24 protein-coding genes are annotated in these 22,584 nt (G+C 67.2%); 17 read left to right on the top strand and 7 right to left on the bottom strand.

All coding sequences use genetic code 11. The features are described 5' to 3' along the window. Window positions 1-52 precede the first annotated feature (52 nt). Complete coding sequence (locus tag WS95_RS25200) at window positions 53-1,786, bottom strand: ClcB-like voltage-gated chloride channel protein (protein WP_218921412.1); 1,734 nt, start codon at window positions 1,784-1,786, stop codon at window positions 53-55. Window positions 1,787-1,889: 103 nt separating this feature from the next. Beyond that, entirely contained in the window at window positions 1,890-2,966 is a 1,077-nt protein-coding gene (locus WS95_RS25195; protein WP_059826734.1) for a YeiH family protein, read from the bottom strand. A gap of 112 nt (window positions 2,967-3,078) precedes the next feature. Here WS95_RS25195 and WS95_RS25190 point away from each other — a divergent pair, with 112 nt between their 5' ends. The 8 genes from WS95_RS25190 to WS95_RS25155 all read left to right on the top strand — a co-directional run bounded on the left by WS95_RS25190 (window position 3,079) and on the right by WS95_RS25155 (window position 10,880). After that, entirely contained in the window at window positions 3,079-3,972 is an 894-nt protein-coding gene (locus tag WS95_RS25190) for a LysR family transcriptional regulator (RefSeq protein WP_059826733.1), read from the top strand. 162 nt (window positions 3,973-4,134) lie between these two features. Next, window positions 4,135-4,899 carry a sugar phosphate isomerase/epimerase family protein gene (locus tag WS95_RS25185; protein ID WP_059826731.1) on the top strand — a complete coding sequence of 255 codons (765 nt, stop codon included), beginning with the start codon at window positions 4,135-4,137 and terminating at the stop codon, window positions 4,897-4,899. A 28-nt stretch (window positions 4,900-4,927) separates the two neighbouring features. After that, entirely contained in the window at window positions 4,928-5,920 is a 993-nt protein-coding gene (locus WS95_RS25180) for a sugar kinase (RefSeq protein ID WP_034207379.1), read from the top strand. A 113-nt stretch (window positions 5,921-6,033) separates the two neighbouring features. After that, a complete protein-coding gene (locus WS95_RS25175; RefSeq protein ID WP_034207378.1) occupies window positions 6,034-7,314 on the top strand; it encodes an MFS transporter in 1,281 nt (426 codons plus the stop codon). 4 nt (window positions 7,315-7,318) lie between these two features. Next, entirely contained in the window at window positions 7,319-8,284 is a 966-nt protein-coding gene (locus WS95_RS25170) for an NAD(P)-dependent oxidoreductase (protein ID WP_034207377.1), read from the top strand. A gap of 332 nt (window positions 8,285-8,616) precedes the next feature. Further along, window positions 8,617-9,660: a LacI family DNA-binding transcriptional regulator gene (locus WS95_RS25165; RefSeq protein ID WP_034207376.1), complete on the top strand. Its 1,044-nt coding sequence runs from the start codon at window positions 8,617-8,619 to the stop codon at window positions 9,658-9,660. A 55-nt stretch (window positions 9,661-9,715) separates the two neighbouring features. Continuing rightward, complete coding sequence (locus WS95_RS25160; RefSeq protein WP_034207375.1) at window positions 9,716-10,504, top strand: YhfC family intramembrane metalloprotease; 789 nt, start codon at window positions 9,716-9,718, stop codon at window positions 10,502-10,504. A 13-nt stretch (window positions 10,505-10,517) separates the two neighbouring features. After that, a complete protein-coding gene (locus WS95_RS25155) occupies window positions 10,518-10,880 on the top strand; it encodes a DUF3022 domain-containing protein (protein WP_034207374.1) in 363 nt (120 codons plus the stop codon). 85 nt (window positions 10,881-10,965) lie between these two features. Here WS95_RS25155 and WS95_RS25150 read toward each other — a convergent pair whose 3' ends face one another. Further along, the gene (locus WS95_RS25150; protein WP_034207373.1) at window positions 10,966-11,397 is read right to left on the bottom strand and encodes a PGDYG domain-containing protein; all 432 of its coding nucleotides are present in this window, start codon (window positions 11,395-11,397) and stop codon (window positions 10,966-10,968) included. Window positions 11,398-11,531: 134 nt separating this feature from the next. Then, window positions 11,532-12,083 carry a Spy/CpxP family protein refolding chaperone gene (locus tag WS95_RS25145; protein WP_059826730.1) on the bottom strand — a complete coding sequence of 184 codons (552 nt, stop codon included), beginning with the start codon at window positions 12,081-12,083 and terminating at the stop codon, window positions 11,532-11,534. Between the two features lie 248 nt (window positions 12,084-12,331). Here WS95_RS25145 and WS95_RS25140 point away from each other — a divergent pair, with 248 nt between their 5' ends. Next, on the top strand, window positions 12,332-12,796 hold the full coding sequence (locus WS95_RS25140; RefSeq protein WP_006481526.1) for an Lrp/AsnC family transcriptional regulator: 465 nt from the start codon (window positions 12,332-12,334) through the stop codon (window positions 12,794-12,796). Window positions 12,797-13,293: 497 nt separating this feature from the next. Further along, window positions 13,294-14,394 (top strand): saccharopine dehydrogenase family protein, encoded by a 1,101-nt coding sequence (locus tag WS95_RS25135; RefSeq protein WP_006481527.1) that lies wholly within the window; start codon window positions 13,294-13,296, stop codon window positions 14,392-14,394. Window positions 14,395-14,517: 123 nt separating this feature from the next. On the opposite strand, the gene WS95_RS25130 is transcribed toward WS95_RS25135, so the two are convergent. Together WS95_RS25130 and cydX are read right to left on the bottom strand one after the other, a co-directional pair. Next, window positions 14,518-15,135, bottom strand: a complete 618-nt coding sequence (locus WS95_RS25130) for an AAA family ATPase (RefSeq protein ID WP_034207371.1) — start codon at window positions 15,133-15,135, stop codon at window positions 14,518-14,520. Continuing rightward, on the bottom strand, window positions 15,132-15,278 hold the full coding sequence (gene cydX / locus WS95_RS32450) for a cytochrome bd-I oxidase subunit CydX (RefSeq protein WP_063890180.1): 147 nt from the start codon (window positions 15,276-15,278) through the stop codon (window positions 15,132-15,134). Before cydX ends, WS95_RS25130 begins: the two co-directional genes overlap by 4 nt. 201 nt (window positions 15,279-15,479) lie before the next feature. Here cydX and corA point away from each other — a divergent pair, with 201 nt between their 5' ends. Next, window positions 15,480-16,457 (top strand): magnesium/cobalt transporter CorA, encoded by a 978-nt coding sequence (gene corA, locus WS95_RS25125; RefSeq protein ID WP_059785872.1) that lies wholly within the window; start codon window positions 15,480-15,482, stop codon window positions 16,455-16,457. Between the two features lie 7 nt (window positions 16,458-16,464). On the opposite strand, the gene WS95_RS25120 is transcribed toward corA, so the two are convergent. Then, window positions 16,465-16,758: a YciI-like protein gene (locus tag WS95_RS25120; protein ID WP_034207368.1), complete on the bottom strand. Its 294-nt coding sequence runs from the start codon at window positions 16,756-16,758 to the stop codon at window positions 16,465-16,467. A 456-nt stretch (window positions 16,759-17,214) separates the two neighbouring features. Between WS95_RS25120 and WS95_RS25115 the strand changes: the two genes are divergently transcribed. The 6 genes from WS95_RS25115 (at window position 17,215) to WS95_RS25090 (ending at window position 22,409) form a co-directional block, all read left to right on the top strand. Further along, entirely contained in the window at window positions 17,215-17,703 is a 489-nt protein-coding gene (locus WS95_RS25115; protein ID WP_034207367.1) for an aminoacyl-tRNA deacylase, read from the top strand. Between the two features lie 861 nt (window positions 17,704-18,564). Further along, window positions 18,565-19,269 (top strand): energy transducer TonB, encoded by a 705-nt coding sequence (locus WS95_RS25110; protein ID WP_059826729.1) that lies wholly within the window; start codon window positions 18,565-18,567, stop codon window positions 19,267-19,269. 86 nt (window positions 19,270-19,355) lie between these two features. Further along, the gene (locus WS95_RS25105; RefSeq protein ID WP_059826728.1) at window positions 19,356-20,255 is read left to right on the top strand and encodes a MotA/TolQ/ExbB proton channel family protein; all 900 of its coding nucleotides are present in this window, start codon (window positions 19,356-19,358) and stop codon (window positions 20,253-20,255) included. A gap of 20 nt (window positions 20,256-20,275) precedes the next feature. After that, window positions 20,276-20,698 (top strand): ExbD/TolR family protein, encoded by a 423-nt coding sequence (locus WS95_RS25100; protein WP_034207364.1) that lies wholly within the window; start codon window positions 20,276-20,278, stop codon window positions 20,696-20,698. 81 nt (window positions 20,699-20,779) lie between these two features. Continuing rightward, a complete protein-coding gene (locus tag WS95_RS25095) occupies window positions 20,780-21,211 on the top strand; it encodes an ExbD/TolR family protein (protein WP_059785861.1) in 432 nt (143 codons plus the stop codon). A gap of 16 nt (window positions 21,212-21,227) precedes the next feature. Then, window positions 21,228-22,409: a tetratricopeptide repeat protein gene (locus tag WS95_RS25090; protein WP_059826725.1), complete on the top strand. Its 1,182-nt coding sequence runs from the start codon at window positions 21,228-21,230 to the stop codon at window positions 22,407-22,409. Window positions 22,410-22,584: the final 175 nt, after the last annotated feature.

Below are 22,584 nucleotides of genomic sequence, written 5' to 3'. Positions count from 1 at the left end.
CGCGGCATCCGACGGTCAGCGCGCGGCGGTGTACGGCACGCGCGGCCGACGGTCAGCGCTCGCCGGTCATCCGCCGGTACGCGTCGAGCAGCGACGTCTTGTAGACGACGCCCGCGAGCGTCGGCTCGGCTTCGCTCTCGATCACCGGCAGCCGTTCGCCCTGGAACGCCATGAAGCGCTCGAGCGCGGTCGCGAGCGGCATGTCGGGCGTGAGCAGCGGAAACGGCGTATGCGCGTAGTGCGCGGCCGTCTTGTCGGTCGTGTCGCGCTTGTCGAGCAGGTCCGACGTGATGTCCTTCAGCGCGACCGCGCCGCGAAAGCGCCCGGCGTCGTCGGTCACGTACAGATACTTCACCGGATATTCGAGAAACACGCGCGTCATGTCGGCGACGCTCGCGGTGAGCGGCACGACCGTCTGCGCGGGCTGGATCAGCTCGCGCATCTGCGTGGTGCGCAGGCGCTGCCGCTCCTGCGCGTCCTGGTAGTGGTGCAGCGTGATCTCGTACATCGACGTCGTGCCCGTCGCGCGTGCGACGAAATACGCGAACACGCACGACACCAGCAGCGGCAGCACGACCTGATAGCTCAGCGTCATCTCGAAGATCATCAGGATCGCCATCAGCGGCGCTTGCGTGGCGCCCGCCATGAACGCGCCCATCCCGACGATCGCGTACGCGAAATACGCGGACGTATGGCCCGGCCACAGCGCGTCCATCGCGAGCCCGAACAGCGAGCCGAACACGGCGCCGACGAACAGCGTCGGCGTGAACACGCCGCCGATCGCGCCCGAGCCGGCCGTCGCGGCGGTCGCGATGACCTTGAACACGAGGACCGCGACGAGCGCCTGCCAGGTCCACGGCGAATGGAGGATGTGGTTCACGACGCTGTAGCCGTTGCCCCACACGTCCGGAATCCACACCGAGATCAGGCCGACGACGAGGCCGCCGAGCGCGAGCCGCACGGGCAGCGGCACGGGCAGCCGCTTGAACTGCGTCTTCGACGCGTCGAGCAGGTGCAGGAACTGCGGCGCCAGCACGCCGCACAGCGTGCCGAGCACGACGAACAGCAGCACCTCGGGGCCGGTCACGGCCGGAAACACCGGCATCTCGTACGGCGGCCGGTAGCCGGCGAATTCGCGCATCACGATGTTCGCGACGACCGACGCGACCACCATCGGCCCGAAGCTCTCCATCGCGATCGTGCCGAGCACGATCTCCGACACGAAAAAGGCGCCGGCGATCGGCGCGTTGTAAGCGGACGTGATGCCGGCCGCCGCGCCGCAAGCGACCAGCAGGCGCAGGCGCGGCGGGTCGAAGTGCGCGAAGCGGCCGACGAGCGACGCCGCGAGCGCCGCGAGCTGCACCATCGGGCCTTCGCGGCCGATCGAGCCGCCGCTGCCGATCGTCAGCAGCGACGACACGCTGCGCCACAGGCTCTGCCGTACCGGTACGACGCCGTTGCCGAGCGCGACCGATTCCATGTAGTCGGTGTTGGCGGCCTGACGGTCGCCGCGCGTCGCGAGCAGCAGCACGCAGCCGGCGAGGAATCCGCCCGCGGCCGGCATCCAGAACCGCACGTACCACGGCAGGCGCTTCGCCATCTGCACGAAGCTGCCGCTCTGCCCCGAGATCAGGTGCTGCATCAGGTCGATGCCTTCGCGGAACGCCATCGTGGCAAAGGCGCCGCCGACGCCGACGATGGCCGACCAGATCAGCATCGTATGGGCGTCCGACAGGCGGAACAGCGTTTGGGCGCGAGTGCGCAGCTTCAGCAGAAACGAGAGCACGGCTGAAAGGGGGCGATGGAAAACGACGCGAAGCATAGCACTGCGCCGCGCCCGCGGGATCTTCCCGTCGGGCGCGGCGCGCGAACCGTCACGGACGTGCGGCTCAGCCAAGCCAGTGCTGCACGGCCAAGGTGATCCCGTAGCCGCCGGCGATCAGCCACACGTACAGGATCAGGCCGGTCATCAGCGCACGCGGGCCGGCTGCGCGGATCTGCGCGACACGCGTCTCGATGCCGAGTGCGGTCATGGCCATCGTCAGCGCGAAGGTGTCGAGCACGTTCAGCGTATGCGTGACGTCCGCAGGCAGCACGTTCAGCGAATTGACGATCACGAAGCCGAGGAAGCCGAGCGCGAACCAGGGAACCGCCACCTTGCGCTTGCCTTGCGCGCCGCCGGCCGTGTCGCGAGCCGAGCGCACCGAGCGGGCGAGCCACCAGCCGAGCGCGAGCAGCACCGGCACCAGCAGCATCACGCGCGTCATCTTCACGATCGTCGCGACGTGCGCGACCTGCGGGCTGATGTCGCTCGCCGCGCCGACCACCTGCGCGACTTCGTGGATCGTGCCGCCGAAGAACAGGCCGAGGCCGGCCGGATCGAGGTTCAGCCACCCGGCGTGATAGGCGACCGGGTACAGGAACATCGACAGCGTGCCGAACAGCACGACACTGCCCACGGCCATCGCGCTCTGGTGCGGCTTCGACTGCAGCGTCGACTCGAACGCGAGCACGGCGGCCGCACCGCAGATCGCGCTGCCGGCGGCGGTCAGCAGCGCGGCGTCGCGATCGAGCTTCATCAGCTTCATGCCGACCCAGGTGCCGATCGCGAGCGTGCTGACGACGATCAGCACCGACACCGCGAGGCCCGGCAGCCCGACCTGCGCGATTTCCTGCAGGCTCACGCGCAACCCGAAGAACGCGACCGCGATGCGCAGCAGCTTGCGTGCGGAGAAATCGACACCGGCCGCCCAGCTGGCCGGCATGCCGTCGCGCAGCCCGTTGCCGTACGCCGCCCCGGCGACGATGCCGACGATCAGCGGCGACAGGCCGAGCCCCGCGATCGCGGGAAGCTCGGCGAGGCTCGTGACGGCGGCGGCGAACAGCGCGACGAACAGCACGCCGTTCAACTGGCCGCGCATCGACGGCGCGGCATGGCTGAGAGGGGGAGTCGGGGCAGTGGACATGGAGGCACCGTGACGGAGCGTGTGGCGATGGTGTAATCCTAGTTTCGTTATATCGATATGAAAAATTGTGATTTGTGACGTAAACTATCCGGAAAACCGATAATTCATCCCCATGACCCCGGATCAACTGATAACGTTCGCCGCCGTCGCTGAGCATCTGAACATCAGCCGCGCCGCCGTGGCGCTGCATCTGTCGCAGCCGGCCGTATCGGGCCAGTTGCGGCTGCTGCAGGACGAGTTCGGCGAGCCGCTGTACCAGCGCGACGGCCGCGGCATCCGCCTCACGCCGGTCGGCGAGCAACTCGCGCAATACGCGAGGGCGCAGCGCGACACGTTCGCGCAGGCGCGTGCGTTTCGAGACGCGATACGCGGGCTGGAGGCCGGCACGCTGCGTATCGGCGCGAGCACGACGCCCGCGAGCTATCTGCTGCCGTATCTGATCGCGGCGTTCCAGCCGCGCGCGCCGCGTGTGTCGATCCAGACGATGAGCGGCAATACGGCCGACGTGGTCGCGGCGCTGTCGTCGCTCGACATCGCGCTGATCGAAGGGCCGCCCGGCGAGACATTGCCGCCGGGCACGGCCGTGCACGCGTGGCACGAGGACGAGATCGTCGCGATCGTGCCGGCCGGCCATCCGCTCGCGGCGCCCGGCCACGACGCGGGCGTGACGCTCGACGCGCTCGCCGCCCATCCGCTCGTGCTGCGCGAGGCGGGTTCCGCCGTGCGGCAACTCGTCGAGCGCGCGTTCGCGCAGGGCGGCGCGCCGATGCGCGTCGCGTTCGAGATCGCGGGGGTCGAGGCGGTGAAGGAGGCCGTGCGCGCAGGAATGGGCGTCGGGTTCGTGTCCGCGATGTCGCTGCGTCACGAGGATGCCGCGCTCGTGCCGCGCTCGCTGGCGCCCGCGCCGCTCACGCGGCATTTCTCCATTCTCGTGCCGCATGGCGGCGCACCGTCGCGGGTCGCCGCGCAATTCCTCGAAATGAGCCTCGCGCAGGACCTCGCGTAGGCGCTCGCCGCCGCGCCGGGAACATGCGTTGCATACGGTTGCGCGCGTATTCGTGCGACGACACGGCCTTAGGGATTTCCTCTATGGCGTGGGTCCGACGCGAGGCGCACCATCCGTCTCAAGCAAATGGAACCGGTTCCATTCCGGTTGAAAAAGGGCAACATGGCAGACATCGTGATCGTGGCGAGCGCATTCGGGATGGACCGGGTGCGCCAGGAGGGCCACAGTGCATTCATCGCCACCGTGGCGGCATCCGGGGCGGCCGGCTTCGAGGTGCGGCGCGAGTTGTTCGCGTCGGACGACGACACGGCGCCCGGCGCGCTGGCCGCGCTCGGTGCGCAGATCGCCGGCCACGGGCTGTGGTCGGTCTATTCGACCCCGGACTCGCTGTACACGGAAACGGGGGCGCTCGACGCCGACGCCTTGCGCGATGCGCTCGCGCAAGCCGATGCGCTCGGCGCGCGCTTCGTGAAATTCCAGCTCGGCGGCTTTGCCGGCGACGCGCACGCGGCCGAGATCGTCGCGCTGGCGCGCGGCGCGCGGGCCCGCGTGGTGGTCGAGAACGGCCAGCTCGAGCTCGGCGGCGCGTTCGCGCAGTTCCGCGGGCTGTTCGACGCGCTGTCCGACGCCGGCATGCCCGATGCGCTCGGCATGACGTTCGACATCGGCAACTGGCAGTGGCGCGGCGAAGCGCCGCTCGACTGCGCGCAGGTGCTCGCGCCGCATGTGGAATACATTCACTGCAAGACCATCGAAGGCGAGGGCGCGCGTCGTTTCGCCGCCGCGCCGGCGCCGAACGACCCGCTCGTGACCGACGTACTCGCCGCGCTGCCGCAGCACGCGCCGCGCGGCATCGAGTTCCCGTTCGACGCGGCCGATCTGGCCGGCGATGCCTGCCGGCGCGTCGCATGGCTTGCGACCGCGTGACGGCGGAAGGATCCAGAGGCGTTCAGTCATGAAAACAGCACTCGATGTCGTGACCTACGGCGAAGCGATGGCGATGTTCGTCGCGACGGAGCCGGGCCATCTCGCGCACGCCGGGCAATTCGCGAAGCGGATCGCGGGCGCCGATCTCAACGTCGCGATCGGCCTGTCCCGGCTCGGCTTCCGGGTCGGCTGGATGAGCCGGGTCGGCCGCGACTCGTTCGGCCGCTACGTGCTCGACACGCTGGCGCGCGAGGGAATCGACGCGTCGTGCGTGACCGTCGATCCGCGCTACCCGACCGGCTTCCAGCTGAAGTCGCGCAACGACGACGGCAGCGATCCGACCGTCGAATATTTCCGCAAGGGCTCGGCGGCGAGCCACCTGTCGTGCGACGACTACGTGGCCGACTACGTGCTCGGCGCGCGCCATCTGCACCTGACGGGCGTCGCACCGGCGATTTCGGCGACGTCGTGCGAACTCGCATTCCGGCTCGCGCGCGAGATGCGTGCGGCCGGCAAGACGATCTCGTTCGACCCGAACCTGCGCCCGACGCTGTGGCCGTCCGCCGACGTGATGGCGAAGACGCTGAATGCCCTCGCGACGCTCGCCGACTGGGTGCTGCCGGGCCTGGCCGAAGGTCGGCAATTGACCGGGCACGAGACGCCGGCCGACATCGCGGGCTTCTATCTCGCGCGGGGCGCGCGCGGCGTCGTGATCAAGCTCGGCGAGCAAGGCGCGTATTTCCGCACGGCCGACGGCCGCGAAGGCACCGTCGCCGGCGAGCGCGTCGAGCGCGTGGTCGACACGGTCGGCGCCGGCGACGGCTTCGCGGTCGGCGTGGTCAGCGCGCTGCTCGAAGGCCGGAGCGTCGAGCAGGCGGTCGCGCGCGGCAACCGGATCGGTGCGCTCGCGATCCAGGTGATCGGCGATTCGGAAGGGTTGCCGACGCGCGACGCGCTCGACCGTCTCGAAAGTGTCGACAATCGCGCCGATCGCTTAGAGGAAACCGTCACCGCGCAATGAGAGGCCGGACACGGCACAATCCGCGGATCCATTTCGTGCGCGACGCACGGTAGTTTTGTTCGAGGCCGGGCGGGCGCTGGCGCCCACTGCGGCCCCTATACGGAGACACTCTCATGGCAGCCAATCTCGCAGCGCGTCGGTGGTGGACGATCATGCCGATCGTCTTCATCACGTACAGCCTCGCTTACCTCGATCGCGCGAACTACGGGTTCGCGGCGGCGGCCGGCATCAACCAGGACCTCGGGATCAGCAAGGGCCTGTCGTCGCTGATCGGCGCGCTGTTCTTCCTCGGCTACTTCTTCTTCCAGATCCCCGGCGCGATCTACGCGGAACGCCGCAGCGTGAAGAAGCTCGTGTTCGTCAGTCTCGTGCTGTGGGGCGGCTGCGCGGCCCTGACCGGCGTGGTCAGCAACATCCCGTCGCTGATGGCGATCCGCTTCGTGCTGGGCGTCGTCGAGGCGGCCGTGATGCCGGCGATGCTGATCTACATCAGCAACTGGTTCACGAAGAACGAGCGCTCGCGCGCGAATACGTTCCTGATCCTCGGCAATCCGGTCACCGTGCTGTGGATGTCGATCGTGTCCGGTTATCTCGTGCATGAATTCGGCTGGCGCCACATGTTTATCGCCGAAGGCGTCCCGGCCGTCATCTGGGCCGTGTGCTGGTGGTGCCTCGTGCAGGACAAGCCGGCCGATTCGCCGTGGCTCAGCGCGCAGGAAAAGCGCGACCTCGACGCCGCGCTCGCGGCCGAGCAGGCGGCGATCAAGCCGGTCCGCAACTATGGCGAGGCATTCCGCTCGCCGGCCGTGATCAAGCTGTGCGCGCAGTATTTCTGCTGGAGCATCGGCGTGTACGGCTTCGTGCTGTGGCTGCCGTCGATCGTGAAGAACGGTTCCGATCTCGGGATGGTCGCGACCGGCTGGCTGTCCGCGCTGCCGTACCTCGCGGCGACGATCGCGATGCTCGCCGCGTCGTGGGCGTCCGACAAGGTCGGTTCGCGCCGCGGCTTCGTGTGGCCGTTCCTGCTGGTCGGCGCGGCCGCGTTCGCCGCGTCGTACGCGCTCGGCTCGTCGCATTTCTGGATCTCGTATGCGCTGCTGGTCGTCGCGGGCGCCGCGATGTACGCACCGTACGGCCCGTTCTTCGCGATCGTGCCGGAACTGCTGCCGAAGAACGTCGCCGGCGGCGCGATGGCGCTGATCAACAGCATGGGCGCGCTCGGTTCGTTCGTCGGCTCGTATTTCGTCGGCTATCTGAACGGCGCGACCGGGTCGCCCGTCGCGTCGTACGCGTTCATGAGCGCCGCGCTCGTCGCCGCGGTGATCCTCACGCTGTCCGTCAAACCCCAGGCGCGCGATGCGCATCCGCTCGCGGCGCCGCTGCAAGGAAAATGAAACGATGAAGCCCCGTATCGTCGCGTACAAGCCGCTGCCCGATGACGTTCTCGCGTACCTGCGCGAGCATGCGGAGGTGGTGCAGGCCGACGGCGCCGACGCGCTCGCCGCTGCGCTCGGCGACGCGGACGGCGCGATCGGCGCGAGCCTGAAGGTCACGCCGCAGATGCTCGACCGCGCGCCGCGGCTGAAGGCGTGGTCGACGATCTCGGTCGGCTACGACAACTTCGACGTCGCCGATCTCACGCGGCGCGGCATCGTGCTCGCGCATACGCCGGACGTGCTGACCGAGTCGACGGCCGACACGGTGTTTTCGCTGATCCTGGCCTCCGCACGGCGCGTGGTCGAACTGGCCGAATGGGTGAAGGCCGGCCACTGGCATCGTAGCATCGGCCCGGACCTGTACGGCACCGACGTGCAGGGCAAGACGCTCGGCATCGTCGGGCTCGGGCGGATCGGCGGCGCGGTCGCGCGGCGCGCGGCGCTCGGCTTCCGGATGCAGGTGCTGTACGCGAACCGGTCCGCGCATGCCGAGGCCGAGACGCAGTACGGCGCCCGGCGCGTGACGCTCGATGCGCTGCTCGCGCAGTCGGATTTCGTGTGCCTGCAGGTGCCGCTGTCGCCCGACACGCGTCACCTGATCGGCGCGCCCGAATTCGCGAAGATGAAGCGCAGTGCGATCCTGATCAACGCGTCGCGCGGGCCCGTCGTCGACGAAGCCGCGCTGGTCGACGCGCTGCGCGCGGGGACGATCCGGGGCGCGGGGCTCGACGTGTTCGAGAAGGAGCCGCTGCCGGCGGATTCGCCGCTGCTGCAGATGAAGAACGTCGTCGCGCTGCCGCATATCGGCTCGGCGACGCACGAGACGCGCCATGCGATGGCGCGCTGCGCCGCGGAAAACCTGGTCGGCGCGCTGGCCGGCACGCTGCGCACGAATCTCGTCAATCCGGATGCGCTGGCGCACGCCTGAGCCGCCTCCGGCAACCGGCCGGCGCGGCGCCGGCGCCGTTAGAGTCGATGATCTTGGTGCCGGCGGGCCGGCTGCGTTATGATCGCCCGCTCTCGTCGCATCGACGGTCGGCCGCGCGGCCGGCCGCATCGGGCGACGGGCATCCGCGCCAGCTCCGGTGCGGCCGACTGCCGTAGCACGCGACCGGCGGGCGCTGCGCGAGCGCGAAGCACCGGGCCGGCGCAGGCGCCGACGCGCCAGCACAGGGGAGGCCGCCGATTGGCTTACGTTTCCAACAACAATGGTCCGTCTGCTCACGAAGCGGCGCGGATCGTACGTCGCGAGGCACGACAGTGACCGATTCGCAACCTTCCACGACGCGTCCGGCGACGATCAGCGACGTCGCGCGCGAGGCCGGTACGGGCAAGACCAGCGTTTCGCGCTACCTGAACGGCGAGACGCACGTGCTGTCCGTCGATCTGCGCCAGCGGATCGAAGCGGCCATCGCGCGGCTCAACTACCGGCCGAACCAGATGGCGCGCGGGCTCAAGCGCGGCCGCAACCGGCTGCTCGGCATGCTCGCGGCCGACCTGACCAATCCTTACACCGTCGAAGTGCTGCAGGGCGTCGAGGCCGCGTGCCATGCGCTCGGCTACATGCCGCTCATCTGTCACGCAGCGAACGAAGTCGAGATGGAGCGCCGTTTCCTGCAACTGCTCACGACCTACCGCGTCGAAGGGCTGATCGTCAACGCGCTCGGCGCCGACGAAGACGTGCTGCGCCCGTTGCGCGGCGCGGGCATTCCGGCCGTGCTCGTCGACCGCACGGTCGAGGGCTTCGAGGCCGACCTGATCGGTCTCGACAACGACGACGCGATCGAGACCGCGCTCGCGCACCTGGTCGAACACGGTTTCGACGCGATCCATTTCGTCGTGCAGCCGTTCGAGCGCGTCAGCTCGCGGCGCGTGCGCGAGGCCGCGTTCCGCGCGGCGCTGGCCGCGCGCGGGCTGGCGGTGCCGTCGACGGTCGTGCTCGACCTGAACGCGCCCGACGCGGCCGCGGCGGCGCTCGCCGACGTCGATGCGCGCATCGATCACGCGGCCCGGCGCGGCGTGCGCGCGGCGCTGTTCGCCGCGAATGCGCCGGTCGCGCTGGCGATCGCGCGCCACCTGCGCGCGCGCTTCGGCGCCGCGTGGCAGCAGCAGGCGGCGCTGCTGTCGATCGACGATCCGGAGTGGGCCGAGCTGATCGGCATCACGACGATCCGTCAGCCCACCTACGAAATCGGCTACAAGGCCGTCGAATTCGTGCACGAGCGGATCGACGGCGCGGCGGGCGACGTGCGCGTCGCGATGCTGCCCGGCGAGCTGATTGCGCGCGCGTCGACCGCAAGCTGAGTATCATTCGGGGCACGCGGCGCATCGGGTGCGCTGCCTCGAACCAAGGAAATACATGACTGTCGCTCCCGTCACGCTGGCGGCGCTGATCGCCGCCACGCTAATCATCGCGCTGCTGCCGCTCGTCCTCTACCGCATCCTGCGCAAGCCGCTTGCGCTCAATCGCCGCGACACGATCGTCGGCGTCGCCGTCTTCACGCTGTTTGCCATGATCCTCGAGCGCGCGTTCCACGGGCTCGTGCTGAGCCACACGCCCGAGGACGGCTGGCTCACGCAGCCGCTCGCGTTCGTCGCGTACGGCGCGCTTGCGACCGCCGTATTCGAGGAAGTCGGCCGCTATCTCGGGATGCGCGTGCTGAACCGTCGCTATGGCGCATCGGCCGGCGACGCTCGCGGCATCGGCTACGGGATCGGTCACGGCGGCGCCGAAGCGTGGTTCGTCGGCGTGCTGGTGTGGGGCCAGTGGTCGTATCTCGCGTGGCTCGCGAGCCGCGGCCAGCTCGAGACGCAGTTGTCCGACCTGCCGGTCGACACCGTCGTGCGGCTGCACATGATGCTCGCGACGCTGTCGGTCCAGTCGATCCTGCTGTTGCTGCTCGAACGCTGCGCGGCGTTCGCGGTGCAACTGGCGCTGTCGGTGCTGGTGTGGCGCGGCGTGCGGGCCGGCCGGATGGCCGTGTTGCCGCTCGCGATCGTGCTGCATGCGCTCGCGGCGACGCCGACGCTGCTGTACCAGGTGCGCGTGCTGCCGGCCGCATGGGTCGAGGCCGCGTATTTCGTGCTGGCCGCGATCCTGGCGGTCGTGCTGGCGAAGGCGTGCCGGCCGTCGCGTGCGGCGGCCTGACGGGAGAGACGGCATGGACGACTATCTGATCGAATGCCCGAGCGCCGAATTCGACGCGCTCGCACGCGTGATCTGCGATCTGTTTCCGGAGCAGACGCGCTTCGCCGAAAGCAGCGACGCGCGCGGGCGCTTCCTGTCCGTGCACTGGCTGGCGATGCGTTTCGGCGCGACGCCGAAGCGGATGACGCTCGACATCCGGATCGTGCCGGCCGCGCTCGCGCGCTACCTGGCGCTCAAGCCGATGCAGCGCGCGCGCAGCCATGCGGTGCTGCATGCGTATACGGAAGCGATGCTCGGATCGCTCGAAGAGCGACACGCGGCCGGCGAGGCCGTCGAGCGCGACGCGGAACTCGAGCTCGACGAAGACTTTGCGTGAGCAGCGGCGCCGGCCTTGGGCCGGCGCGGTGCATTACGCGGGTGCATTACGCGGGTGAATTACGCGGGTGAATTACGCGGGTGAATTACGCGTCGCGATAGACCTGCGCGAAGCGCTGCGCCTGCACGACGCCGTAGTCGCCCGGCGCGTATTGCATCACCCAGTCGCCGGCGACGCCGCGCAGCGTGTCGCCGTTCTCCGAGCGGGCGATCGTGAACGGCTCGTCCATCCGGCGTGCGAGCACGACGGCCGGCCGGTTGCGGTAAGCGCCCGGCGCACCGTGCGCGAGCGCCGGATCGGCGGGCAGGTATTTGGCGTCGAAGCGCGCGCGCGACACGACCCAGCGGTCGCCGGTCGAGCCGGTGATCAGCGCGTCGCCCACAGCATAACGGTTCGGGCCTTCGAGGCTCATCAGTTCGCCGTCGGCCTGCGCGAACGACACGGCGACGGTTTCGTCCTTGACGACGCGACGGGCCTGCGGATCGGTACGCAGATCGAGTTGCTTGAGTTCGAGCATGGCGGAGAGGGGCGGGAAAGCGGGAAAAGCCGGGAGCTTATCCCGAATTCGGCGCGCCGTGTGACGCGCCGATGCCGCCAGCGGCGCGGCGCCGTTCGGCCCGGACGGGCGGCACGGCGCCGGCGGTGAGGGCGTCAGGGCTGCGCGGGAGCGCTCGCGGCCGGCGCGGCGGCCACGTTGCCTTCCTTGCCCTTCGTCCTGCCCTTGCCGCGGTGCTCGCCGCCGTGGTGCAGCCAGTTGCGGAAGGTCGTGTCGGCCAGCGCCTTCTGCTCGGCCGGGAAGCTCTCGTAGAGCGGCGCGAAGGCGTCGGCGAGCTTCTTCGCGCCGTCGGCGTTCGCCTGCGACAGTTCCGCGTACTGCTTCATGTCGTCGAGCGCGGACACGTCGTGCTTGGCGATCCGTTCGCCGTAGAGACGGCCCATCGTTGCGCCGTTGTCGCGCATCGTATCGGCGAACGTCTTCCATTGCGGCTCCTGCGCCGACGTGATCTTCAACTGGTCGTGCAGGTACTTGATGCGCTGCTCGATGCGCGCTTCGTGGCGTGCCGCGCGCTGTTCGGCGCTCGGGGCCGACGCCGCGGCCGTCGTGGCCGGCGCCTGGGCGGGCGCTTGCGGCTGCGCCGGGGTTTGCGCGAACGCGCTGGCTGCAACGACGAGCGTAGCGAGGGTGAGCGAGATTTTCTTCATGGTTGGCTCTCCGGGGTGGTGTCTGGCGAGCGGGCGCGGCGGCCAACGCCGCCGGCGCGCATCTCGCGTCGCCCGCTATTAGTAGCACGTTGCATGCAATGCGGCAGAGAATGCGACACTTGCTTACATCCGATACGAATCGAAATCGAAAGGTTCGAATCCGGTCATGCCGGTTGGGCGCGCCGGCGTTCGGCGCTATCATCGCGTCACTTTCCACTCCGCCGGCATCTGCGTACCGGCCCAGCGTCATGCGCCCACCCCGCCTCGACCAACTCGACGATCTCGACCGGCAACTCGTCGCGCTGCTGCAAGCCGATGCGCGCGCCAGCGTCGCGGATCTCGCGCGTCAGCTCGACGTGGCGCGCACGACGGTCGTCGCACGCATCGCGCGTCTCGAACGCACCAACGTGATCGCCGGATACAGCGTGCGACTGGGGCAGGACGTGCTCGACGCCAGCATCTATGCGTACGTCGGCATCATCCTCACGCCGAAGTTCGGCAAGGACGTATTGCGCAAGCTCGACCGGATGCCGGAAGTCCAGCTGCTGTGCGCGGTGAGCGGCGAGTACGACTACGTCGCGTGGCTGCGCGCCGATTCGCCCGAACGGCTCAACGATCTGCTCGACCAGATCGGCACGCTCGAAGGCGTCGAGCGCACGACGACGTCGATCATCCTGTCGCGCAAGATCGATCGCGGCACGATCGGCGGCTGACCGGTCGCATGCCGCGCCGCGCATGACCGCGCGAGCGTGGTGCGGATGGCGTGGCGTCGCGGGCGCCAGGCGCGACGTCGGGTGCATGCTCGCGCGCATTCGTCATGGCTTTCGCTATACGTCGTGATCGGCGCGGGGTATCCGCCGTCGTCGGCATCCTCCTTTCGCGCACGTCGCGCGTCTCTCCGAATCTCCTTTCGTATGCCGCTTCGGCCGGCGTGCCGCATTCGACGCATGGGCGGTTCGTGTGCCGTGCCGCGCCGTGCGTCCTCGTCTTCGTCGTCGCCATGCGCAACCGCCAACGACCGGTTTGCGACAGCCCGTTTACGCGATTTTTAGATGGGCATGTCATTTAGGCGAAACGTATCGTCATAACGTCGAAATTATCGGTCGTTTCGCATCATTCTTCGTCTTGGAACTGATTTTGAGCGTCCCTACACTGTGTGCATGGCTCGACGCCGTCCACAACACCACACCCATCATCAGGAGATAAGCGCATGAAAATCGCCATCGTCGGCGCAGGTCTGATCGGCCACACCATTGCTCACATGCTGCGTGAAACGGGCGACTACGAAGTCGTCGCGTTCGACCGCGACGCGGATGCGCTCGCGAAGCTGTCGCGCGAAGGCATTGCGACGCAGCGGGTCGATTCGGCCGATGCGAATGCGATTCGCGAAGCAGTGAAGGGCTTCGATGCGCTCGTCAACGCGCTGCCGTACTATCTCGCGGTCAACGTGGCCGCCGCCGCGAAGGCTGCCGGCGTTCACTACTTCGATCTGACCGAGGACGTGCGCGCCACGCACGCGATCCGCGAACTGGCCGACGGCTCCGATCGCGCGTTCATGCCGCAGTGCGGCCTCGCGCCGGGCTTCATCGGCATCGCCGCGCACGAGCTCGTGAACGGTTTCAGCGAAGTGCGCGACGTGAAGATGCGCGTCGGCGCGCTGCCCGAATATCCGACCAACGCGCTGAAGTACAACCTCACGTGGAGCGTCGACGGTCTGATCAACGAATACTGTCAGCCGTGCGAAGCGATCCGCGACGGCCGCAAGCAATGGGTGCAGCCGCTCGAAGGCCTCGAACACTTCTCGCTCGACGGCACCGAATACGAAGCGTTCAACACGTCGGGCGGCCTCGGCACGCTGTGCGAAACGCTGTCGGGCAAGGTCGAGACGCTCGACTACAAGTCGGTGCGCTATCCGGGCCACCGCGAGCTCGTGCAGTTCCTGCTGGAAGACCTGCGCCTGTCGACCGACCGCGACACGCTGAAGTCGATCATGCGCCGCGCGGTGCCGTCGACGAAGCAGGACGTCGTGCTCGTGTTCGTCACGGTGACGGGTGTGAAGGACGGCCAGCTGGTGCAGGACGTGTTCACGCGCAAGATCTTCGCGAAGGACGTGTGCGGGATGCACATGAGCGCGATCCAGATCACGACGGCCGGCGCGATGTGCGCGGTGCTGGATCTGTTCCGCGAAAAGAAGCTGCCGCAGAGCGGTTTCATCCCGCAGGAAAAGGTGTCGCTGAAGGCGTTCCTGTCGAACCGCTTCGGCAAGCTGTACGACGGCGGCACGATGGAGCGCGTGCACGCGGTCGCCTGACCGCGGTTGCCGGACCATTCGCCAGCGTCTGACTCTGGCACGAGGGCCGTACGACGCCGGGAGCGCAGCAGCGCTTCCGGCGTTGTTTTTTGAGGAAGCGGGAAGGGCGCCTGGCGGCGCCGATCAGGCGGGCAGCGGCGGGACGATCGTCGCCGGTTGCGGCGGCGGCACGATGCGGTACAGCAGCGCGTCGATGTCCGCGTCGGACGGCGCGGTGTTGTCGAACATCACGATGCCGTCGCATTCGTGGCCGGTCGGCACGAAGCGGCGCTGCCGGTATTCGTCCCAGTGCGCGAGCTTGTACGCGTCGTTCGGATTGGCGCGCGCGACGATCCGCTGATGCGCGACGTCTTCCGACGTGTGAACCCAGACGACCGTCAGCGCGACCTCGGGCGCGATACCGAGCCACGTGCGATCGAGGATGCGCCGGTCGCGCACCTCGCGCGACAGCGGGCCGACGACGAGCGCACCGATGCCGAGCGCGAGATTTTCACGGGCCGTGTCGAGCAGGCCCTGGTATTCGGGATCGCGAAGATGTTTGAGGTAGAGCGGGCTGTCGCGGTCGTTCGGATCGTCCGTGAGCGCGCCCATCGCGGCCGCGCTGTAGCGGCCGTACAGCGTATCCTTGTCGAGCAGGCAGAACGCCTCGCCGGTCGCGCGCATCAGCGGCCCGATGAGCCGCTTCGCGAGCGTGGTCTTGCCGGTGCCGGCGTGACCGCAGAAGAACACGAGATGCGTCACGAATACCGGCTCCCCGCTTTCCGGCGCGACGTGTCGCCGCGCTCTTCGCCGCGCGAGAACACTTCCGCTTCCAGCCACATCGCGTTGATGACGCCGAAGCCGAGTGCCACGCCGATGCCGAGTATCCACGAGAAATACCACATAGGTCTGTCTCCTTGACGGTGGGGCCGCGCGGCCGTTGTGCATCGCGCAACGCAGGCCCGGCGGGCCTGTCGATGTGCCCCGATGCGCGTGCTGCGGCGCACGCAGCCCGATCATGACCAATATCGGCGTGCCGCGCAAGCCGGGCCGTCCGTGCGGCAAACCGGTAAACTGATGGGCAAACCGCAACATCGTGGGACAACATGCTGATCAACTGTGCTGCTTACCAGGACGGCCGCAAGCTGGCCGATATCGACATCGCCGCCATCAGCGATTACGTGTCGAAGCCCGAATGCTTCGTGTGGGTCGCGCTGAAGGATCCGACGCCCGAGGAAATCGATCTGATGGGCGAGGAGTTCGGATTGCACGAGCTGGCGCTGGAGGATGCCCGCAAGGGTCATCAGCGACCGAAGATCGAGGAATACGGCGATTCGCTGTTCGCGGTGCTGCATACGGTCGAACTCGATGAGGACGACGAATTCAAGGTCGGCGAACTGAACGTGTTCGTCGGCCCGAATTACGTGCTGTCGATCCGCAATCACACCGAGCAGGATTTCCGCGACGTGCGCAAGCGCTGCGAGCGCGAACCGCATCTGCTGCGCGAGGGGTCGGCGTTCGTGTTCTACGCGTTGATGGACCAGGTCGTCGACCGGTATTTCCCGATCCTCGAAACGCTCGGCACCGAGCTCGAGGAACTCGAGGATCGCATCTTCGCGAAGGCGACGCCCGCGTCGTCGCGCGCGATCATCGAAGATCTCTATTCGCTGAAACGCCGGCTCGTGCTGCTGTACCAACACACGGCGCCGCTGATGGAGCCGCTCGCGAAGCTCACCGGCGGGCGCATTCCGGAAGTCTGCAGCGGGATGTCGGCCTACTTCCGCGACGTGTACGACCATCTGCAGCGAATCGTGAAGACGATCGAAGGGCGCCGCGAGATGGTCGTCACCGCGATCCAGGTCAACCTCGGGATGATTTCGCTCGCGGAGAACGAGGTGACCAAGCGGCTCGGCTCGTTCGCCGCGCTGTTCGCGATACCGACGATGATCGCCGGCATCTACGGGATGAACTTCGCGAACATGCCCGAGCTGCACCTGAAATACGGGTTCTACGGCTGTATCGCGGTGATGGCCGTCGCCGATCTCGCGTTGTGGTGGCGCTTCAAGCGGGCAGGATGGTTGTAGCCCGATTTCACGCGGGACGCGGCGCGTGCTTGCCGACCACGACGCGCCACGGCCGCACGCGCCACGATTTCACGAGGCCGTTCTGCACGTACGGATCGGCGCGCGCGAACGATTCGGCCGCTTCCGGCGAATCACCTTCGAACACGAGCACGGCCTGGTCGGCCGGGTCCGCCAGCGCGCCCGCGAGCACGAGTTCGCCGCGCTGGGTCGCGGCCTGCGCGAGCGCGAGATGCTCGGCACGGAACGCGTCGCGCCGCGACAGGTAATCGTCGACGAGTTCGTAGATCAACTGGTAATGCATGATCGCTCCAGGAGTCGGTTTCCGCCCGGAGGATGGGGCGGCCGGCTCAGTATAGGACACCGGGAAAGCTGTGGGCGACGTGGCTTGCCGGCATGACGGCGCGCATTCGCGGGTGCGTTTTTTGAACGGCGCATCCTCGGCGGTATCTCATTGTTCTTCGGAAAACGCAACTAACAGTCTAGTTTCCCGACATCGGCAAATTGCCGACCCGTTCGCGTCTACGTCGCACTACCTGGAATTCGTCTACAGGGACGAGGGGCTTTCCAGGCCCCGTTCTGGGTCTCGATTTCGCATGCCGGCGAGGGCAGGCGCGCGGATGAAAAATGACCGGGGCGGGCTGCCGGGGCATCTGGAGCGGTGTCGCGCGAGGGCGTTTCCATTGGGCCGGAATGCGACCTATGCTGAACGAATCCGGAGCGAACGCCGTTCGCCCGATTCACCCAGACGAGGTGTGCCATGCCGGTCTCAGCCACCCTGCAGGATTGCCTGCGCCAGAAGTCATCGCGGTACGAAATCGTGTACCACCCCTATAGTCATACGAGCATGGAGACGGCCGCCGCCGCGCATATTCCCGGCGACCGGCTCGCGAAAACGGTGCTCCTCGAGGACGCCGAGGGCTACGTCGCCGCCGTATTGCCGACGACGCATGCCGTGCGCCTGTCGGATCTCTGGGTGAAGACGGGACGCCATCTCGTGCTCGCCCGGGAGGTCGAATTGCGCGAGTTGTTCAAGGATTGCGACATGGGCGCGCTGCCGCCGGTCTGCATGGCGTACGGGATGAAGACGTTCCTCGAGGAACGCCTCGCGCAGCAGCCGGAAGTGTATTTCGAGGCCGGCGATCACGAAGCGCTGATACACATGATGCAGGACGAATTCCTGATGCTGATGGAGACCGCCGAGCGCGCGCATTTCTCGCACCGGATGCAGGGGATGATGCTGTCCTGAGCGATGCCGGTCGTGCGTCGACGAAGCATGCGCGGGCATTTGTCTCGCCGGTCTCGGTGAAGCGAATGTGCCGGTGCGCGCAAAGTAGCGGGTAACGAATTCACGCTGACGCAGCGGGTTCTGGCATCAAAAAAACAGATTCGGTATGCAGATCATCGTATGGATCCGATCGGTGGAGAAGGCGCGGTTATTTTAATGTGGATTCCTTATAAACAAGAGGCGAATTCCCATCCGAACATCGCATGAACAAGCCCCGGCGCCGCATGACGATGGTCAATCGGATTTCATCCGTGCGATGTGACGAAGAAACGCATCCGGAGATGCTCATTACCGACGCGCCAATTCGGTGCTTGGCACTAAATTGGTGATTATTTTAGAGAGGCACTTGATTGGTGCGATTGCCATACAAATCAATTACTAAATCAATGGAAAATGGTCGGCCAAGTTTACTAAATCATTATTCGAGCAAACTCTCCAAACTTTGTATTCGGGTATCAAATAAAGTTTGACGCTCAAATTTTTTCCTTGCTATCTTCTGCACCCAAGACGAACGACTCGGCTGACATCAGTGCGTAACGAAGAGCCAATCGTCACGCGAGAAAAGTGCCTGTGTCGACGCAGCTGACAATTGCCTGAACGCGCTGGTTCGGGGTAGACGCCGGATAGGGTGGCTATCCCGTTGCGGTTGAAACGATTCCTTGAAATTGAATAAATCGGGATCCGAAATCGATGCTTTCGATTCGGATGGCTAATTGCATCAAAAATGAAATTTCGGGGTGAGGCGGAGACGGAACCGACCCGGTTCCTGGGCCGGCCATCATCGCGAAACTGGGCGATTCGCTTGGGGGATGGATAGTGGGCATGAAAGTCGAAGAGCATCTGGTTGCTTCGAACAGCGGACTGGCCACGCTTGGGCGTCCGCGGGAATTCGGCAAGAAGCAGCAGAACCCGGTGCGCCGTTTCGGCGGCATCGCAGTCGTCCTCCTGTTGCACGCAGTGCTGATCTACGCATTGCTCAACGGCCTCGCGACGAAAGTCGTGCAGGTGATCCAGCATCCGATCGAAACCCGCATCATCGAGCCGGTGAAGCCGCCGCCGCCCCCGCCGCTGCCGGTCGTCAAGCTTCCGCCACCAAAATTCGCGCCCCCGCCGCCGCCGTTCGTGCCGCCGCCCGAAGTGCCGGTGCAGGCGCCGCCGCAAGCGCCGATCACGCACCAGGCGGCGCCGGTGCCGTCCGCGCCGGCCGTGCAGGCGCCCGTCATCGCACCGCCCGCGCCCGCACCCGCGAAGCCGGTCAGCCACGAAGTGGGGGTCGTCTGCCCGAATTCGGACACGATTCGCGCGTCGATGCAGTACCCGAAGGAAGCGCAGGAAAACAACATCACGGGTGAGGTGACGATCGAGTTCGTCGTGGACGCGGACGGGAACATCACGAACGAACGCGTGGCCCAGTCGGCCGACCCCGTGCTCGATCGTGCGGCCTACAACACCGTGAAGCGGTTCAAATGCGTGGCGCAAGGCCAGGCCGTAAGGGTGCAGGTGCCGTTCTCGTTCAACCTGAATTGATGCAGTGGGCGGTCCGGCAAGCGCCGGACCGGGGAAAACCGTCTTGAACTTCAATCGTAAGTTCAACGAAAGAATTGGAGTGGGGTATGACCAAGCGTTCTCTGGCCGCACTGGCGGCAAGCCTGTTGATGTCCGTCGCTGCAATCGACGGGCTCGTTGCACCGCAATTCGCTTACGCGCAAGCGAGCGGATCCACGGCGGCATCCGACACGTCGGCACAGGCCGCGGCGCCGGCGCCGTCCGCCGCCGACTCGGCCCCGCCGCCGGCGCCGGCCGCGACCGAAGCGGTCGAGAATCCGTACGGGCTGGGGGCGCTTTGGAAGAACGGCGACTTCGTCGCGCGCTTCGTGCTGATCCTGCTCGTGATCATGTCGATGGGCAGCTGGTACATCATGGTCACGAAGTTCGTCGAGCAGTTGCGGGCGAACCGCCGCGCGAAGCTTGCGGACGCGCAACTCTGGAGCGCGCCGTCGCTGGCCGAAGGCGCGAAGCTGCTCGACGAGGCATCGCCGTTCCGCTTCATCGCCGAAACGGCGATCGAGGCGGGCGAGCATCACGACGAGGCATTGCTCGAAGCCGTGGACCGCAACACGTGGATCGACGTGTCCGTCGAGCGCTCGATCACGAACGTGTCGAACCGCATGCAGGACGGGCTCGCGTTCCTGGCGACGGTCGGGTCGACCGCGCCGTTCGTCGGGCTGTTCGGCACGGTCTGGGGGATCTATCACGCGCTGACGGCGATCGGGATCGCGGGCCAGGCGTCGATCGACAAGGTCGCGGGCCCGGTGGGCGAGGCGCTGATCATGACGGCGATCGGCCTGGCGGTCGCGGTGCCGGCCGTACTCGGCTACAACTTCCTCGTCCGGCGCAACAAGTCGGTGATGGAGCGGGTCCGCAACTTCGGCGCCCAGCTGCATACCGTGCTGCTGGCCGGCAGCAAGCGTGCCGCTCGCGCGCCGTCGCCTGCCGCGTCGCTCGTGAACTGACCGGCTGACGGAGGCGCGCGATGGGCATGAACGTCGGGCAGGACGAAAGCGACGAGGTGATCGCGAACATCAACACGACGCCGCTCGTCGACGTGATGCTGGTGCTGCTGATCATCTTCCTGATCACGATTCCGGTCGTCACGCATACGATCCAGCTGCAGTTGCCGAAGGAGGTCGTGCAGCCGCTGCAGACCACACCGAAGAGCGTCGAGATCGCGGTGAATCGCGACGGCGATTTCTTCTGGGGTGAACAACGGGTGGATGCGTCGACGTTGCTCGCGAAGCTGAAGGGCGTGTCGCAGCAGCAGCCGCAGCCGAGCGTGCACGTGCGCGGCGACCAGAACACGCGCTACGAGTTCATCGGCCGGGTCGTCACGATGTGCGAGCGGGCAGGTATCGCGAAGGTGTCGTTCATTACGGAACCGCCGGCGCGGGGTGGCTAGCCTTGCACGGGAACGGCGCGCGCGTCGATTCCGATTGCCGGCGACGCATGGGATCAGAGCAAGCATCGACAGGAGCAGACGATGGGAATGAACATGCCTTCGGGCGGAGGCGGCGCCGAGCCGGACGTGATGGTCGACATCAACACCACGCCGCTGATCGACGTGATGCTGGTGCTGTTGATCATGCTGATCATCACGATCCCGATCCAGATGCATTCGGTGAAGATGGACCTGCCGGTGGGCAACCCGCCGCCGCCCGCCACACCGCCGGAGGTCGTGCAGATCGATATCGACTTCGACGGGACGACGACGTGGAACGGCGCGCCGGTGCCGGATCGCGCGGCACTCGAGGCGAAACTGACGGCGGTCGCGCACGAGCCCGTGCAGGCGGAGATCCATCTGCGGGCGAACAAGCTGGCGCCGTACAAGGACGTGGCGGCCGTACTGGCGTCCGCACAGCGCGTGGGCGCGACGAAGATCGGCCTGATCGGCAACGAGCAGTTCATGCAATGACGGGACAGGCCAACCGATGAGCCAGCGACGATGGAAACGGATGACGGCGCTGGGTGCGGCCTGCGCGCTCGGCCGCCCGGCGTGGACGGCCGACGCATTGCGGCCGGACGTGGCGAAGCCGCTGGCGGCCGCGCAGGACCTGTATCGCGCGCACAAGTATCGCGACGCGCTCGGCAAGATCGCGCAGGCAGCCGCCGTGCCCAACCGCACGCCGTATGAAACCTACATGGTGGAAGCGACGCGCGGCGCGGCGGCGATGGCGGCCGGCGATACCGGCGTGGCCGCGCAGGCCTACGAAACCGTCCTGAACTCGGGGCGCCTGTCGGGCGAGGACGAGCAGCGGACGACGGCGGCGCTCGCGGGGATCTACTTCCAGCAGAAGAACTATCCGCAGGCGATCCGCGTCGCGCAGCGCTACTTGAAGGCGGGCGGTACGGATCCGGAAATGCACACGCTGCTCACGCAGGCGTATTACCTGTCGAACGATTGCGGCCAGGTCGTGAGCCAGCTGAAGGCGAGCGCGGACGCACAGGTGAAGGCCGGCCACGCGCCGGACGAAGGGCAGTTGCAGATGCTGGCGGCCTGCGCGCAAAAGAGCAAGGATGCCGCTGCGTATCGCGGCGCGCTCGGCATGCTGGTGGCTTATCATCCGAGCCCCGCGTACTGGGAGGAAATGATCTCGGCGATTCGCGGCAGCCCCGGTTACCTGTCGTCGCTCGACCTCGACATCTACCGGCTGCGCAGGGCGACGGGCTCGCTGACGACGGCCGACGCCTATATGGAGATGACGCAGCTCGCGCTGGTGGCCGGCACGCCGGCCGAGGGCCGGCAGGTGATCGACCAGGGTTTCGCGTCCGGCGTGCTCGGCAAGGATGCGCAGGCGGACCGCGAGAAACGGCTGCAGGCGCTGGCCGCGAGGCGCGCACAGTCGGGCGCGGACGCGGCCGATCCGGTGGCGCCGATCGACGCCGGCATGAATCTGGTGTTCGCGGGCCACACGGCGCAGGGGCTGTCGATGATGGAGCAGGCAATCGCGAAGGGCGGGCTCGAGCATCCCGATGCGGCGCGGCTGCGGCTCGGCGAGGCGTACTACGTGGCGGGCCAGAAGGCGCATGCGGTCCAGGTGCTGCGCACGGTCAAGGGTAACGACGGATCGGGGGATCTGGCGAAGCTGTGGACGGTCGTCGCGTCGCGGTAAGGCGACGCTTGGGGGACGCAGCGGCCGAATGCGGGATGGGCGCCGTACCGCATGCACGTGCCATTGCGGACACCTGAAGGCGGAGAAGTCCGACGGGGCGAGGAAAAAAGGGGCAGCCGTGTTGATTAGTAAACCGAATGAAATGAGCGCGAATCGCGCGACCGCGAAGCGGGAC

It is taken from the genome of Burkholderia sp. MSMB1826 (genome assembly GCF_001526325.1).
Classification (GTDB): Bacteria; Pseudomonadota; Gammaproteobacteria; order Burkholderiales; family Burkholderiaceae; genus Burkholderia.
The sequence above is the reverse complement of the archived record's forward strand: the minus strand, read 5'-3'. Positions and strand labels throughout refer to the sequence as shown.

Bases quoted from the DNA above. Each gene is read 5' to 3' on its own strand.
- WS95_RS25160 (WP_034207375.1), top strand. From the start codon at position 9,716: ATGACTGTCGCTCCCGTCACGCTGGCGGCGCTGATCGCCGCCACGCTA.
- WS95_RS25095 (WP_059785861.1), top strand. From the start codon at position 20,780: ATGGGAATGAACATGCCTTCGGGCGGAGGCGGCGCCGAGCCGGACGTG.
- cydX (WP_063890180.1), bottom strand. From the start codon at position 15,278: ATGTGGTATTTCTCGTGGATACTCGGCATCGGCGTGGCACTCGGCTTC.
- WS95_RS25185 (WP_059826731.1), top strand. From the start codon at position 4,135: ATGGCAGACATCGTGATCGTGGCGAGCGCATTCGGGATGGACCGGGTG.
- WS95_RS25115 (WP_034207367.1), top strand. From the start codon at position 17,215: ATGCCGGTCTCAGCCACCCTGCAGGATTGCCTGCGCCAGAAGTCATCG.
- WS95_RS25135 (WP_006481527.1), top strand. From the start codon at position 13,294: ATGAAAATCGCCATCGTCGGCGCAGGTCTGATCGGCCACACCATTGCT.
- WS95_RS25155 (WP_034207374.1), top strand. From the start codon at position 10,518: ATGGACGACTATCTGATCGAATGCCCGAGCGCCGAATTCGACGCGCTC.
- WS95_RS25145 (WP_059826730.1), bottom strand. From the start codon at position 12,083: ATGAAGAAAATCTCGCTCACCCTCGCTACGCTCGTCGTTGCAGCCAGC.
- WS95_RS25170 (WP_034207377.1), top strand. From the start codon at position 7,319: ATGAAGCCCCGTATCGTCGCGTACAAGCCGCTGCCCGATGACGTTCTC.
- WS95_RS25120 (WP_034207368.1), bottom strand. From the start codon at position 16,758: ATGCATTACCAGTTGATCTACGAACTCGTCGACGATTACCTGTCGCGG.
- WS95_RS25110 (WP_059826729.1), top strand. From the start codon at position 18,565: ATGAAAGTCGAAGAGCATCTGGTTGCTTCGAACAGCGGACTGGCCACG.
- WS95_RS25180 (WP_034207379.1), top strand. From the start codon at position 4,928: ATGAAAACAGCACTCGATGTCGTGACCTACGGCGAAGCGATGGCGATG.
- WS95_RS25140 (WP_006481526.1), top strand. From the start codon at position 12,332: ATGCGCCCACCCCGCCTCGACCAACTCGACGATCTCGACCGGCAACTC.
- WS95_RS25090 (WP_059826725.1), top strand. From the start codon at position 21,228: ATGAGCCAGCGACGATGGAAACGGATGACGGCGCTGGGTGCGGCCTGC.
- WS95_RS25190 (WP_059826733.1), top strand. From the start codon at position 3,079: ATGACCCCGGATCAACTGATAACGTTCGCCGCCGTCGCTGAGCATCTG.
- corA (WP_059785872.1), top strand. From the start codon at position 15,480: ATGCTGATCAACTGTGCTGCTTACCAGGACGGCCGCAAGCTGGCCGAT.
- WS95_RS25150 (WP_034207373.1), bottom strand. From the start codon at position 11,397: ATGCTCGAACTCAAGCAACTCGATCTGCGTACCGATCCGCAGGCCCGT.
- WS95_RS25100 (WP_034207364.1), top strand. From the start codon at position 20,276: ATGGGCATGAACGTCGGGCAGGACGAAAGCGACGAGGTGATCGCGAAC.
- WS95_RS25175 (WP_034207378.1), top strand. From the start codon at position 6,034: ATGGCAGCCAATCTCGCAGCGCGTCGGTGGTGGACGATCATGCCGATC.
- WS95_RS25195 (WP_059826734.1), bottom strand. From the start codon at position 2,966: ATGTCCACTGCCCCGACTCCCCCTCTCAGCCATGCCGCGCCGTCGATG.
- WS95_RS25105 (WP_059826728.1), top strand. From the start codon at position 19,356: ATGACCAAGCGTTCTCTGGCCGCACTGGCGGCAAGCCTGTTGATGTCC.